This window comes from Actinomadura montaniterrae (genome assembly GCF_008923365.1).
GTDB lineage: Bacteria > Actinomycetota > Actinomycetes > Streptosporangiales > Streptosporangiaceae > Spirillospora > Spirillospora montaniterrae.
Window position 1 is genome coordinate 33,690 of sequence record NZ_WBMR01000001.1, and the last position, 13,946, is coordinate 47,635.

The 13,946-nt window shown below is 72.4% G+C and carries 11 protein-coding genes and 1 pseudogene; 9 read left to right on the forward strand and 3 right to left on the reverse strand.

Translation table 11 applies throughout. From position 1 onward, the window contains the following. Nucleotides 1-53 precede the first annotated feature (53 nt). From F9B16_RS00185 to F9B16_RS00200, 4 genes are all read left to right on the forward strand, one after another. On the forward strand, nt 54-503 hold the full coding sequence (locus tag F9B16_RS00185) for an SRPBCC family protein (RefSeq protein WP_151537721.1): 450 nt from the start codon (nt 54-56) through the stop codon (nt 501-503). Nucleotides 504-578: 75 nt separating this feature from the next. Next, on the forward strand, nt 579-1,079 hold the full coding sequence (locus F9B16_RS00190) for an SRPBCC family protein (RefSeq protein WP_151537722.1): 501 nt from the start codon (nt 579-581) through the stop codon (nt 1,077-1,079). A gap of 184 nt (nt 1,080-1,263) precedes the next feature. Continuing rightward, nucleotides 1,264-2,043 carry a polysaccharide deacetylase family protein gene (locus F9B16_RS00195; protein WP_151537723.1) on the forward strand — a complete coding sequence of 260 codons (780 nt, stop codon included), beginning with the start codon at nt 1,264-1,266 and terminating at the stop codon, nt 2,041-2,043. Between the two features lie 30 nt (nt 2,044-2,073). Further along, on the forward strand, nt 2,074-2,988 hold the full coding sequence (locus F9B16_RS00200) for an aminoglycoside phosphotransferase family protein (RefSeq protein ID WP_151537724.1): 915 nt from the start codon (nt 2,074-2,076) through the stop codon (nt 2,986-2,988). Here F9B16_RS00200 and F9B16_RS00205 read toward each other — a convergent pair whose 3' ends face one another. The 3 genes from F9B16_RS00205 to F9B16_RS00215 all read right to left on the reverse strand — a co-directional run bounded on the left by F9B16_RS00205 (nt 2,989) and on the right by F9B16_RS00215 (nt 7,295). Then, complete coding sequence (locus tag F9B16_RS00205; RefSeq protein ID WP_225991206.1) at nt 2,989-5,004, reverse strand: APC family permease; 2,016 nt, start codon at nt 5,002-5,004, stop codon at nt 2,989-2,991. Between the two features lie 183 nt (nt 5,005-5,187). After that, the gene (locus F9B16_RS00210; RefSeq protein ID WP_151537725.1) at nt 5,188-5,865 is read right to left on the reverse strand and encodes a response regulator; all 678 of its coding nucleotides are present in this window, start codon (nt 5,863-5,865) and stop codon (nt 5,188-5,190) included. Further along, complete coding sequence (locus tag F9B16_RS00215; protein WP_151537726.1) at nt 5,862-7,295, reverse strand: sensor histidine kinase; 1,434 nt, start codon at nt 7,293-7,295, stop codon at nt 5,862-5,864. The genes F9B16_RS00210 and F9B16_RS00215 overlap by 4 nt, the downstream gene beginning before the upstream one ends. A gap of 448 nt (nt 7,296-7,743) precedes the next feature. On the opposite strand from F9B16_RS00215, the pseudogene F9B16_RS00220 reads away from it, so the two are divergent. The 5 genes and pseudogenes from F9B16_RS00220 to F9B16_RS00245 all read left to right on the forward strand — a co-directional run. Next, nucleotides 7,744-8,388, forward strand: a pseudogene (locus F9B16_RS00220) (diaminopimelate decarboxylase family protein); the annotation flags it as partial. Between the two features lie 452 nt (nt 8,389-8,840). Next, nucleotides 8,841-9,113, forward strand: a complete 273-nt coding sequence (gene kdpF / locus F9B16_RS52220) for a K(+)-transporting ATPase subunit F (RefSeq protein ID WP_225991207.1) — start codon at nt 8,841-8,843, stop codon at nt 9,111-9,113. Continuing rightward, nucleotides 9,114-10,784: a potassium-transporting ATPase subunit KdpA gene (gene kdpA / locus F9B16_RS00235; protein WP_151537728.1), complete on the forward strand. Its 1,671-nt coding sequence runs from the start codon at nt 9,114-9,116 to the stop codon at nt 10,782-10,784. It abuts the gene before it with no gap. Then, the gene (gene kdpB / locus F9B16_RS00240; protein WP_151537729.1) at nt 10,781-12,958 is read left to right on the forward strand and encodes a potassium-transporting ATPase subunit KdpB; all 2,178 of its coding nucleotides are present in this window, start codon (nt 10,781-10,783) and stop codon (nt 12,956-12,958) included. Before kdpA ends, kdpB begins: the two co-directional genes overlap by 4 nt. Before the next feature lies 1 nt (nt 12,959). Then, a complete protein-coding gene (locus tag F9B16_RS00245) occupies nt 12,960-13,877 on the forward strand; it encodes a potassium-transporting ATPase subunit C (protein WP_151537730.1) in 918 nt (305 codons plus the stop codon). The last annotated feature ends 69 nt before the right edge of the window (nt 13,878-13,946 follow it).

A 13,946-nucleotide genomic window follows, 5' to 3' on the forward strand; every position in this document is an offset into this window, starting at 1 on the left:
CACCACCGCGACCTGGCCGGCGCCCCGGCGCCGCCCGACCGAAGGAGCCCGACATGCCCGACATCCTGCACCGCATCAGCATCGACGCCGCGCCGCAGCGGGTCCACGACCTCGTCGCCAGCACCGACGGCATCGCCCGCTGGTGGACGGGGCGTCCGCTCGCCGGCGAGCACGCCGTCGGCTCCAGCTTCAGCGTCTTCTTCCGCGACGCCGAGCGGCCCGCCGCCGTCCTGGAGGTCCTGGCCGACGCCCCGGACAGCGTGGTCTGGCGGGTCACCGACGGGCCCGACACCTGGCTCGGCACCCGGATCACCTTCACGCTGCGGCCCGGCGGCCGCGACCGGACGACCCTCCTGTTCACGCACGCCGGCTGGGAGCAGGCCGGCGAGTTCATGAGCGGGTGCAGCACCAACTGGGGCGCCTACCTCACCAGCCTCAAGACCGGCGCCGAGAGCGACGCGTTCACGCCCTTCCCCGCCGGCGAGATCAGCCGCTGGGACTGAGCACGGCCCGCGGACGCCGGCCCCGCCCCGGCGTCCGCCATCACCCGATTCCCGTCCTTCGACCGAGGAGAACCCATGACCACCGAACCCGCGTCCAGCCCGGACGCCGCACGACTCGAGCGCGCCTACGACGCTCCGGCCGAGCTCGTCTGGGAGCTGCTGACCACCGCCGCCGGGCTGGAGGAGTGGTGGGCCCCCGACGGCTTCGCGACCCGCGTCGGCGAGATCGAGCTCAAGCCGGGCGGCCGGCTGCGCTACACGATGACCGCGACCGCGCCGGAGCAGGTCGCGTTCATGCGCGAGACCGGCAATCCGCTGACGGCCGAGCTGCTCAAGACGTTCACCGAGGTCGTGGCGCCGACGCGCCTCGCCTACCTGCCGCGGGTCGACTTCGTGCCCGGCACCGACCCGTACGAGCATCTGACCGTCATCGATATCGAGGCCGCGGGTGACCGCACGAACCTGGTCATGACGATCGACCCCCTCCACGACGAGGCCTGGACGCGGGAGTACCGCGCCCACCGCGGCACCGAGCTCGACAACCTGGAGGCGGCGATCAGGCGGCGCACGAACTGACCCGGACATTCCCGGCCAGAGCGGACGGCTGCGCCCGCGGCCGCGGCGACGAAGGCCCGCACGGACGGGCCCGATGATGTTCAGACGCGATTCCCAGGGAAATCCAGCAGGGGCGGGCGCCAACCCGCCGGATCGCCGGGTCGTCTCACCACCCGACGCCTTCTACGACAAAAGGACCCTTGGAATGGATCGCCGCCAGGTGCTGACCATGATCGTCGCTGGGGCCGCGGGCGTGGCCGCCGGCGTGACTCCGGAGCTGTGGCGTCCGGAGCGGCACCGCTCGGCGCACGCGGCCGCGGCCCACCGGGCTCCCGCGCCGCCGCCCGATCCCGGGTTCGCGCCGGCCCGGTCCATGCGGGCCGCCACCAGCCCGATCCACTCCCTGCACGACCTGGCTCCGGCGGCGCCGCCGAACGCGGTGGCGCTGACCATCGACGACGGGCCGCACCCGTACTGGACGCCCAAGGTCCTGGACGTGCTCGCCGAGTTCGACGTGCACGCGACCTTCAACATGATCGGCGAGCAGGTACCGGACAACGCCCGGCTCGTCCAGCGGATCGTCGCGGCGGGGCACCAGATCGCCGACCACACCCTCACCCACCCGATCAACCTGCCGAGGCTGCCCGCGGCGCGCATCCAGCAGGAGATCGCCGAGGCGCACGACCGCATCGCGCAGGCCGCCTCCGCCGCCCCGCGGTTCTTCCGCTCCCCGGGCGGGAACTGGTCGCCGCAGGTCATCGAGACCGCCACCGCCCTCGGGATGATCTGCGTCGACTGGGGCGTCGACCCCCGCGACTGGGCCCGCCCCGGCGTCCCGCACATCACCGAGAACCTCGAGAAGGCCAAGCCGGGCGACATCCTGCTGTGCCATGACGGCGGCGGCGACCGCTCCCAGACCGTCGCGGCGCTCCGCACCGTCATCCCCGCCCTCAAGCAGCGCGGCCTGACCTTCGTCGCCCTCTGAGGAGCCGGCGGGCGCGTAGGGTCGCTCCGCATGGCGCATGGGGAGATCGAGATCACCGCGGAGCTGGTGCGGGACCTGCTGCGCGACCAGCACCCCGACCTGGCCGAGCACCCGGTGAGGTTCGGCGCGCGCGGCTGGGACAACCAGCTGTGGCGGCTCGGCGACGACCTCGCCGTCCGGCTGCCCTGGGCGACGGAGTCAGCGGACGAGCTGGTGCGCAAGGAGCACACCTGGCTGCCCGCGCTCGCCCCGCGCCTTCCGCTGCCGGTCCCCGTTCCGCGACGTCTCGGCGAGCCCTCCGCCCGGTTCCCGCGGCCGTGGATCGTCACCACGTGGGTGCCGGGCACGCCCGCCGACCGCGCGCCCGTCACGCGCGGGGAGGACGCGGCCACCGCCCTCGCCGCCTTCCTCACGGCGCTCCACCGGCCCGCCCCCGAGCGGGCGCCCGCCGGCAGGGGCCGCGGAGGGCCCCTGAAGGGTTACTCCGAGGGCTTCGCCGAGCAGCTCGCCGCCGTCACCGAGCTGGGTCTCGTGCCTGACCCAGACGCCGTCCGCGCGGTCTGGGACGACGCCGTCGCCGCACCCGACTGGGACGGCCCGGCGCTCTGGCTCCACGGCGACCTGCATCCGGCGAACGTCCTCACCGAGGACGGCACCGTCTGCGGCGTGGTCGACTTCGGCGACCTCTTCGCGGGCGACCCGTCCATCGACCTCGCCGCCGCCTGGACCCTGCTGCCGGACGGCGCCGCCGACCGTTTCCTCGCCGCCTACCGGCCGGCACCTGACGCCGCGACGCTGCGCCGCGCCCGCGGATGGGCGGTGGGCCGCGCGCTCGCCTGCCTCCTCATCGGGGACGCCGGCGTCCACGGCAGGCCCGGCGGCAAGGCCACCTGGGGGCCGCCCGCCCAGGCCGCACTGCGACGCCTCATCGCCACCCAGAGCTGATCAGCCGGCGGGCATCCGGGGGCGGCGCGCGGTGATCGTGCTCGCGGCCTGGTGGCGGGAGGTCAGCGCCGCCTCGTCGGTGCGGCGGGCGAACGCGGCCTCCGCCGAGCCGAGCTGCCACGGGACGCTGGTGACCATGACCCCGGACCGGAACAGCAGCCGCGCCTTCAGCCGCAGCGCGCTCTGGTTGTGCAGCAGGTGCTCCCACCAGTGGCCGACGACGTACTCGGGGATGAACACGCAGACGACGTCGCGGGGGCTCTTGCGGCGGATCCGGCCGACGTAGTCCAGCACCGGGCCGGTGATGTCGCGGTACGGGGAGTCCAGGACCTTGAGCGGGACGGGGATGTCGCGCCGCGCCCATTCCTCTTCGAGCGCGGTGGTGTCGGTGGCGGACGTCGACACGGTCACCGCGGTCAGGTCGAACGGACGCGTCGCGCGGGCGAACGCGAGCGCTTGCAGGGTCGGTGCGTGCAGCTTGGAGACCAGGACGACGGCGTGGATCCGGCTCGGCAGCGCGAGGGAGCCGTCGCCGGCCGACAGCTCGACGGCGACCCGGGAGTAGTGGCGGTGGATGCCCTTCATCATCAGGAACACCAGCGGCATCGCGATGACCACGATCCAGGCGCCGTGCGTGAACTTGGTGATCAGCACGACGACCAGGACGAGCGCGGTCAGCACGGTGCCGGCCGCGTTGATCGCCCGGGCGCGGTGCAGCGCGTGCCGGGCGGGCCGGGTGCCCGGCGGCGTGGTGCGCAGCGCGGTTGTCCAGTGCTTGACCATGCCGGCCTGGCTGAGGGTGAAGGAGACGAAGACCCCGATGATGTAGAGCTGGATGAGCCGGGTGGTGCTCGCGTTGAAGATCCAGATGAGGCCGCCGGCCAGGACGGCGAGGATGACGACGCCGTTGCTGAAGACCAGGCGGTCGCCGCGCCGGGAGAACTGCTTGGGCAGGAAGCCGTCCTCGCCGAGGATCGAGGCGAGGATCGGGAAGCCGTTGTAGGCGGTGTTCGCCGCCAGGACCAGGATCGCGGCGGTGAATCCGGCGACGAGGTAGAACAGCCACGATCCCGAGCCGGACACGGCGGCGGCGACCTGGGTGATCACCGTCTTCTGCTCGTAGCCGGGCGGGGCGCCGGTGAGGGCGGAGACGCTGTCGGCGATCCGGACGTGCGCGGCCAGCGCCAGCCAGGTGATCCCGGCGAAGATCGCGATGGTGACCGCGCCCATGATCGCCAGGGTGTCGGCGGCGTTCCGGCTCTTCGGCTTCCTGAAGTTGGGCACCCCGTTGCTGACGGCCTCGACGCCGGTCAGCGCCGTGCACCCCTGGGAGAAGGCGCGCAGGATCAGCGCGACGGCCAGCAGCCCGGTGGTCTGGTGGTGCGACGCGATGCCGAAGTGCGCCGACTCGGCCTGCGGGGTGTCGCCGAGCAGCGCCCGGACCAGCCCCCAGACGATCACGACGCCGATGACGGCGATGAACCCGTAGGTGGGGACGGCGAACACCGACCCCGACTCCTTGACCCCGCGCAGGTTCATGAGGGCCAGCAGGGCGACCAGCCCCAGGCAGAGCGCGACGGAGTAGGGGGCCAGCGCCGGGAAGGCCGAGACGATGTTGGCCACGCCCGCCGCGACCGACACCGCGACGGTCAGCACGTAGTCGACCAGCAGCGCGCTCGCGGCGGTCAGGGACGCGTTCACGCCCAGGTTCTCGCGGCTCACCGCGTACGCGCCGCCGCCGTTGGGGTAGGCGTGGCAGGTCTGCCGGTACGACAGCACCACCACGGTCAGCAGCACGACCACCGCGAGGGCGATCCACGGGGCGACGTGGAACAGCGCGAGCCCGCCCAGGCTCAGGCCGAGCAGGATCTCCTCGGTGGCGTACGCGTTGGACGACAGCGGGTCGCTGCAGAACACCGGCAACGCCAGCTTCTTGGGCAGCAGCGTCTCGCCCATCTGCTCGCTCCGCAGCGGGCGGCCGACCAGCAGGCGCTTGGGGGTGAGGACATTGCGCACATTCCCATCCGACTGCCCCGCCCGGCCGCGTCGACAGCTTCCTTAACGCGCTCTTGACGGCGACACCGCCGATCTTGACGCGTCCTTAACGCCGCGCGCCGGCCGCGGATCCCCGCCCGGCCATCGCCGGTGACCAGGGCCGGGAAGCAGTGCCGGGAAGCAGTGCCGGAGGGCAGGGCCGGGTCAGGGTTCGAAGCGGTAGCCCATCCCCGGTTCGGTGATCAGGTGGCGGGGCCGGGACGGGTCGCGTTCCAGCTTGCGGCGCAGCTGGGCGAAGTAGACGCGCAGGTAGTGCGTCTCCGTCTCGTACGCCGGGCCCCAGACCTCGCGCAGCAGCTGCCGCTGGCTCACGAGCCGCCCCGGGTTGCGCACCAGCAGCTCCAGCAGATGCCATTCGGTGGGCGTCAGCCGGACGTCGGCGCCCTCCCGCGTGACGCGCTTCGCCGCGAGGTCGATGGTGAACGCGTCGGTGGCGACCACGGCGCTGCCGCCCTCCACCGGCGCGGATCGCCGGATCGCCGCCCTGAGCCGCGCCAGGAACTCGTCCATCCCGAAGGGTTTGGTCACGTAGTCGTCGGCGCCCGCGTCGAGCGCGGCGACCTTGTCCGGCGACCCGTGCCGGGCCGACAGCACGATGATCGGGACGCCGAGCCAGCCGCGCAGGCCCCGGATCACCTCGGTGCCGTCCATGTCGGGCAGGCCGAGGTCGAGGATCACCACGTCCGGGGGGCGCCGGGCGGCGAGGTCGAGCGCGGTCCGGCCGTCCGGCGCGGCCTGCACCTCGTAGCCGCGGACCTTCAGGTTGATCCGCAGCGTGCGGACCATCTGCGGCTCGTCCTCCACCACGAGCACCAGGGTCATCGGCCCTCCTCCGCCGCCGGCGCGTCCGGCGCGATCGGCAACGCGAACACCATCGTCAGCCCCCCGCCCGGGGTGTCGCGCGCGGTGAGCGTCCCGCCCATCGCCTCGGTGAAGCCGCGGGCGACCGCCAGGCCCAGCCCCACGCCGGCGCCCTTCGGCGCGTCGCCGAGCCGCTGGAAGGACCCGAAGACGCGGTCCTTGTCGTGATCGGGCACGCCGGGCCCGTCGTCCACCACATGGATCTCGATCCGCCCCTCTCCGACGCCGAAGCGCAGCTCGCTCGCGACGACCTGGACGGGCCCCGCCCCGTACCGGACGGCGTTCTCCACCACGTTCGCGAGCGCCCGTTCCAGCAGGCCGGGGTCGACGAGCACGGGCGGCAGGGTCTCGGGGACGTCCACCTCGATCCGCGCCTCCGGCACCGCGGCGAGCGCGAACGGGACGATCTCGTCCAGCGTCGTCGGGCGCGTCAGCGGCGCGACCGCGCCGGTCTCCAGCCGGGTCATGTCGAGCAGGTTGGCGATCAGCCGGTTCAGCCGGTCGGCAGACTCCTCGATCGCGGCGAGCAGCTCCGCGCGGTCCTCCGGGTCCCATTCCACGTCGTCCTGGCGCAGGCTGCTGACGCTCGCCTTCACCGACGCGAGCGGGGTGCGCAGGTCGTGGGAGACGGCGGCGAGCAGCGCCGTCCGGACCTTGTCGATCTCGGCGAGCTCGCGGGCCCGGGTCGCCTCGGCCTGCAGCCGCTGCCGGTCCACGGCGGCCGCCGCCTGGTGCGCGAACGCCGACAGCACCCGCCGGTCGGCCTCGGGCAGCACCCGGCCGCGCAGGGCCAGCAGCAGGTCGCCGGTCACCGCCACCCGCATGTCCGCCTGGTGCGGGTCGGTGCAGTACCCGTCGCCGGACGATCCGAGGACGTCCCAGCCGTGCCGGGTCCGCTCCAGCATGGTCACCGACGTCAGCGCGAACGTCTCCCGCGCCTGGCGGAGCAGGTCGGGCAGGGTGTCCTCGCCGCGCAGCACGGTGGTGGACAGCCGGCTCAGCGTCACCGACTCGCTCCCGGCCTGGACGGCCCAGCGGCGCCGCCGCTCGGCGAGGTCCACCACCAGCGACACCGCGGCCGCGACCACCACCGACAGGACGAGCGCCAGGACGTGCTCGAAGTCGGCGATGGTGAGCGTGTAGTAGGGCGGCGTGAAGAACCAGTTCGTCAGCAGGTTCCCGGCGATCGCGGCGAACAGCGCCGGGCCGAGCCCGCCCGCCAGCGCGACGAGGACGGTGAAGGTCAGGAACACCAGCAGTTCGGACGCGAGGCCGAGATCGCCGCGCCAGGGCAGCAGCAGCCCGGTCAGCAGCGGTGGTCCGGCGAGTGCCAGGGCCCATCCGGCGACCAGCCTGCGGCGGCTCAGCGCGCCGTCCTTGGGCGTCCTCATGGTGATCCCAGCGTATGCCGCGCCGCCTACCGGCCCGCGACCAGGGACGGGCCGCGAGTGGACCGTTGTGCCGCGCCGGGATGTGCGGGTTCCATTCAGGGCGGCCAATGCGACCAGCGGCCGTTCGCGGCGCGGGATGCCGGGGGCGCCGTATGGAATTCGACAATTTTAAAGTTGCGGCGTTAATTCTCCGTAGCTGAACCGAGGGCTACGCCCTGGAGCGGTTTAACGTGGTCGCCCTACCGGGATTCGTGGAGAGAAGGGGCACGTGGACGACGGCGGTCATCCTTGGATCGCTCCGGTGGGGGAGGGCGCCGATGGCGCTCTCGTCCTCAGGACGGGGCGAACGGACCAAGGGGCGGAACGGGTCGGGCTGGCCTTCACCGATGTCGCGCACATCCGTCAGGCGATGGGGGACGCGCAGCACTGGATCGTCCTGGCGGAGCCCGCGCTCGGCCACGGAGTGGGCCGCATCGTGGTCGACTCGTTCAGCGAGATCAACCGGTTGGCGGCGCTCGCCACCGGCGGCGTCCGGCCGAGGCTGATGGTCCGGGCCACGCCGGGAGTCGACCCGCACACCCATGCCGCGATGGCCACGGGCACCGACGACCAGAAGTTCGGGTTCTCCCTGGCCTCCGGCGCGGCCGCCGAGGCGGTCCGGCGGGTCCTCGCGCAGCGGGGGCTGGAGCTCGCCGGCCTGCACTGCCACATCGGATCCCAGGTCGCCGACATGACCGCCTTCGAGCGGGCGGCCGTGGGCGCCGCCTGCCGCGAGCGGCGCCTGCCCGTGCCGAGGATCACCGTGGAACCCGGCCGCGCCATCGTCGCGCGGGCGGGCGTGACGGTCTACCGGGTGGTCAGCGTGAAGCACGGCGCGTCCGGGGACGTCCTCGTCCACGACGTGCCGCTGCCCGCCGACGTCCGCGCCGGCGACCTCCTCGCGGTGCCCTGCACCGGCGCCTATCACCATTCGATGGCCTCCAACTACGACCTCGTCCGCCGCCCGCCCGTGGTCGCCGTCCGCGACGGGCGCGTCCGCGTCCTCGTCCGCAGGGAGACGGAGGAGGACCTGCTCCGCCGGGACGTCGGCTGAAGCCGCCGCAGGCGGTATCCGGCCGATGGAAGGCGAACGCGGCCCTGCCCGGGCAGGGCGGGCCGCTCCGTCATTCCCGGTTCATTCCCACCGGATGACCTTCAGGTGAGCCGGCGGCGCCGTCGGCCGGTCGATCCGCGAAAGACGCATACCAGATGTAGGCCCGTCACGTTCCGAGTGGCGGGCCTTTCCGCTCGGCCACTGGAATCGGTGGCGTGGGAATGGCCGGGCGGGGAGCGGTTCCGGTCGCTTTGGGAGAGCGCTGTGAAGTGGCCCGCTATGGCCGCGGGTGACCTGCGCCACTGCGGGAGGGGCCCGGCGTTAGGAACGCGTTAATTCTGCCGCTCACGCCGCTAAAAGGGCGTCAAGGTCGGTCAACTCTCCCCAAAACGGCGCTTTACTCCATTGTGCCCTGGAAGGAACCGGGGCGTGATGAGCGCTGGGAGGCCGCGATGGAGCGCCTGGAGGCGGCCGCGCGGCCGCTGGGAGGGGGTGTGCCGTGCGCGTTCGTGACGGGCGTACCGGCCGCGATGACATTCGACAAGGAAAACGACTATGAGCGACGTGGTGTTCGTTCTGCTGACCGTGGGCGTGTTCGTCCTGCTCGGGCTTGTGGTGAGGGGCGTGGAGAAGCTGTGACCGCCGAGAACGCGGTCGGTCTCGTGCTCGCCGCGATCCTGACCATCTTCCTTATCGCCGCACTCTTGTATCCGGAGCGCTTCTAGATGAGTACGACCCTCGCGGGGATCATCTTCATCGGATCCCTCGTGCTCGCCCTCGCGGTGGTCTATCGGCCGCTGGGCGACTATATGTACCGCGTCTACAGCGGTACGAGGCACGCGCGCGCCGAGCGGGTGATCTACCGGCTGATCGGCGCGAAGCCGGACGCCGAGCAGACCTGGCCCGTCTACGCGCGCAGCGTGCTCGCGTTCTCGGTCATCAGCGTCCTGTTCCTGTACGGGCTGCAGCGGCTGCAGAACCATCTGCTGCTGAGCCTCGGCTTCCCGCCGGTCAAGGCGGACCAGGCGTGGAACACCGCGGTCAGCTTCGTCACCAACACCAACTGGCAGTCGTACTCGGGCGAGTCGACGATGGGCCACCTGGTGCAGATGGCGGGGCTGGCGGTGCAGAACTTCGTGTCCGCCGCCGTCGGCATGGCCGTCGCCATCGCGCTCGTGCGGGGCTTCGCCCGCAAGCGCACCGACACGCTCGGGAACTTCTGGGTCGACCTGGTGCGCGGCACCCTGCGGATCCTGCTGCCGATCGCGTTCGCCGGCGCCCTCGTGCTCATCGCCGGCGGGCTGGTGCAGAACTTCGCGGACGCCAACGACCACGTGGTGAACACGCTGTCCGGAGGGCACCAGGCGATCACCGGCGGGCCGGTGGCCAGCCAGGAGGCCATCAAGGAGCTGGGCACCAACGGCGGCGGCTTCTACAACGCCAACTCCGCGCATCCGTTCGAGAACGCCGCCCCGTGGACGAACTGGCTGGAGATCTTCCTCATCCTGCTCATCCCGTTCCCGCTGTGCCGGACGTTCGGCCGGATGGTCGGCAGCAACCGGCAGGGGTACGCGATCGTCTCGGTGATGGCGACCCTGGCCGTCATCAGCGTCGTGCTCGTCCAGGTGTTCCAGCTCATGCACCACGGGACGGTGCCGACCGCGGTCGGCGGGGCCACCGAGGGCGTGGAGACCCGGTTCGGGGTCTCCAACTCCGGGACGTTCGCCGCCGCGACCACGCTGACCTCGACGGGCGCCGTGGACTCCTTCCACGACTCCTACACCAGCCTCGGCGGCATGATGACGATGTTCAACATGATGCTCGGCGAGGTCGCGCCCGGCGGGACGGGATCGGGCCTGTACGGGATGCTGATCCTCGCCGTCATCACGGTGTTCGTGGCGGGCCTGATGGTCGGCCGTACGCCCGAGTACCTGGGCAAGAAGATCGGCTCCCGCGAGATCAAGCTGGCGTCGATGTACTTCCTCATCACGCCGATCCTGGTGCTGGCCGGCACGGGCGTGGCGATGGCGACCGGCAGCGGCCGCGCCGGGATGCTGAACCACGGGGCGCACGGGCTGTCGGAGGTGCTGTACGCGTTCACCTCGGCGTCCAACAACAACGGCTCGGCGTTCGCCGGGCTCACCGTCAACACCGTGTTCTACGACACCGCGCTCGGCCTGTGCATGGCCCTCGGACGCTTCCTGCCGATGATCTTCGTCCTGGCGCTGGCGGGGTCGCTGGCCCGGCAGGGGCAGGCCCCGGAGTCGGACGGCACGCTGCCCACGCACCGGCCGCAGTTCGTCGGCCTGGTCGTCGGCGTCACCGTCGTCCTCGTCGCGCTCACCTTCCTCCCCGCGCTGGCGCTGGGGCCGTTGGCCGAAGGAATCCACTCATGACCACTCAGACCGTTCGGGCGTCGGGTTCGGCGCCCCGGCCGCCGGAACACCGCGGCGGAGGCAGGATCCAGGGCGGCCTGCTCGACCCGAAGCAGATGGTGACGTCCCTCCCGGACGCGCTGCGCAAGCTCGACCCGCGCACCCTGTGGCGCAACCCGGTGATGTTCATCGTGGAGATCGGCGCGGTGTGGACCACGGTCCTGGCCGCGCTGGACCCGAGCGTGTTCGCGTGGCTGATCGCGGCGTGGCTCTGGCTCACCGTCGTCTTCGCGAACGTGGCGGAGGCGGTGGCCGAGGGCCGGGGCAAGGCGCAGGCGGACGCGCTGCGCCGCGCCAAGACCGACGCGGTGGCGCGCCGCCTGACCGGCTGGGCCCGGGACCGCGCCGACCTGCGCGAGGAGCGGGTCGCCGCCCCCGACCTGCGGCAGGGCGACCATGTCGTGGTCGAGGCCGGCGAGATCATCCCCGGGGACGGCGACGTCGTCGAGGGCATCGCCAGCGTGGACGAGTCGGCGATCACCGGCGAGTCGGCGCCGGTCATCCGCGAGTCCGGCGGCGACCGGTCCGCGGTGACCGGCGGGACCAAGGTGCTGTCGGACCGCATCATCGTGAAGATCACCCAGAAGCCCGGCGAGTCGTTCATCGACCGCATGATCGCGCTGGTGGAGGGGTCGAGCCGGCAGAAGACGCCGAACGAGATCGCCCTCAACATCCTGCTCGCCGCGCTGACGATCATCTTCCTGCTGGCGGTCGCCACGCTGCAGCCGCTGGCGATCTTCTCCAGGTCCGTCAACCCCGGCGTCGGCGACGGCCCGGCGCTCGACGCCCACGGCGTCACCGGGATCGTGCTGGTGTCGCTGCTGGTCTGCCTCATCCCGACCACGATCGGGGCGCTGCTGTCGGCGATCGGCATCGCCGGCATGGACCGGCTCGTCCAGCGCAACGTCCTCGCGATGAGCGGACGCGCCGTCGAGGCCGCCGGCGACGTCAACACCCTGCTGCTGGACAAGACCGGCACGATCACCCTGGGCAACCGGCAGGCCGCCGAGTTCCTGCCGCTGCGGTCCGGCGGCGCCGACGAGCTGGCCGACGCGGCGCAGCTGTCCAGCCTGGCCGACGAGACCCCGGAGGGCCGCTCGGTGGTGGTGCTCGCCAAGCAGCGCCACGGCCTGCGGGAGCGCACGCCCGGCGAGCTGTCGCACGCCACCTGGGTGCCGTTCTCCGCACAGACCCGGATGAGCGGCGTCGACCTGCACGAGTCCGGCAACGGCACGCCCGACCGGATGCTGCGCAAGGGCGCCGCCGCCGCGGTGGGCGAGTGGGTCCGCGAGCAGGGCGGCGACGTCCCGGCGGACCTGCACCGGATCGTGGACGGCATCTCCGCCTCCGGCGGCACCCCGCTGGTCGTCGGCGAGGTCGTGGACCGCACCGCGCGGGTCCTCGGCGTCATCCACCTCAAGGACGTGGTGAAGGCCGGGATGCGCGAGCGGTTCGACGAGATGCGCCGGATGGGCATCCGCACCGTGATGATCACGGGCGACAACCCGCTGACCGCCAAGGCCATCGCCGACGAGGCCGGCGTGGACGACTTCCTCGCCGAGGCCAAGCCCGAGGACAAGCTCGCGCTCATCAAGCGCGAGCAGGAGGGCGGCCGGCTCGTCGCGATGACCGGCGACGGCACCAACGACGCGCCCGCGCTCGCGCAGGCCGACGTGGGCGTCGCGATGAACACCGGCACCTCGGCCGCCAAGGAGGCCGGGAACATGGTCGACCTGGACTCCGACCCGACCAAGCTCATCGAGATCGTGGAGATCGGCAAGCAGCTGCTCATCACCCGCGGCGCGCTGACGACCTTCTCGATCGCCAACGACATCGCCAAGTACTTCGCGATCATCCCGGCGCTGTTCGCCGGCCTCTACCCGGGGCTGGACGCCCTCAACATCATGCGGCTGCACAGCCCGCAGTCCGCGATCCTGTCCGCCGTCGTGTTCAACGCGCTGGTCATCATCGCGCTGATCCCGCTGGCCCTGCGCGGTGTCCGGTACCGGCCCAGCAGCGCGTCCACGCTGCTCTCGCGCAACCTGTACGTCTACGGGCTGGGCGGCATCGTCGCGCCGTTCGTCGGCATCAAGATCATCGACCTCATCATCCGCTTCCTTCCGGGGATGTCCTGACATGCGCTATCCCACCTGGATCCGGCAGCACCTCGCCGCGCTGCGCGCCGTGCTCGTGCTGACCGTCCTGCTCGGCGTCGCCTACCCGCTGGCCGTGTTCGCGGTCGGCCAGATCCCCGGCCTGAAGCACCACGCCGACGGCTCCTACGTCTCCCTGCACGGCCGCACGGTCGGGAGCGCGCTCATCGGCCAGTCGTTCACCGACTCCGACGGCAACCCGCTCAAGCAGTACTTCCAGAGCCGCCCGTCCAACGCCGGAGACGGCTACGACCCGACCGCCACGTCCGCGAGCAACCTCGGGCCCGAGGACATCGTCGACACCCTGCCCGACCCGAAGCTGGTCGCCGCCGGGAAGGAGGACGAGAACGCCGAGCAGAGCCTGCTCACCCAGGTGTGCGGCCGCAGCAAGGCCGTCGGCGAGCTCGAAGGCGTCAGCGGGGCGCGCCCGTTCTGCACCCCGGGCGGTGTCGGCGCCGTCCTGGCGGTGTTCGGGCACCGCACCGCCGACGGCACCGTCCCGCACCCCACCCGGGTGGTCAGCCTCAACGAGGAGCAGGGCGTGGTGAAGGCGCCGTTCATCGCCGCCTACAAGGGCGTGCCGGTCGAGCTCGCCAAGTACGGTGAGGACTACGCCAGGGGCCTCGTCGTGCCGATCAAGGGCGGCGCGCCCGCCGAGCCCGCCGTCCCGGCCGACGCGGTCACCGCGAGCGGCAGCGGCCTCGACCCGCACATCTCGCCCGCCTACGCTTCGCTGCAGGTGAACCGGGTCGCCAAGGCCCGCGGCATGACGCCCGCCGAGGTGCGGCGGCTGGTCGCGGACAACACCGACGGGCGCGACCTCGGCTTCATGGGCGAGCGGCGCGTCAACGTCCTCAAGCTCAACATCGCGCTCGACCGGACCCACCCGGTCCGCGGCTGATCCCGCTCGAGCCCGGTGCCGTGGTGGGCCCCCGGAGATCCGGTCCGGGGCCCACCACGGCGGGCGCTC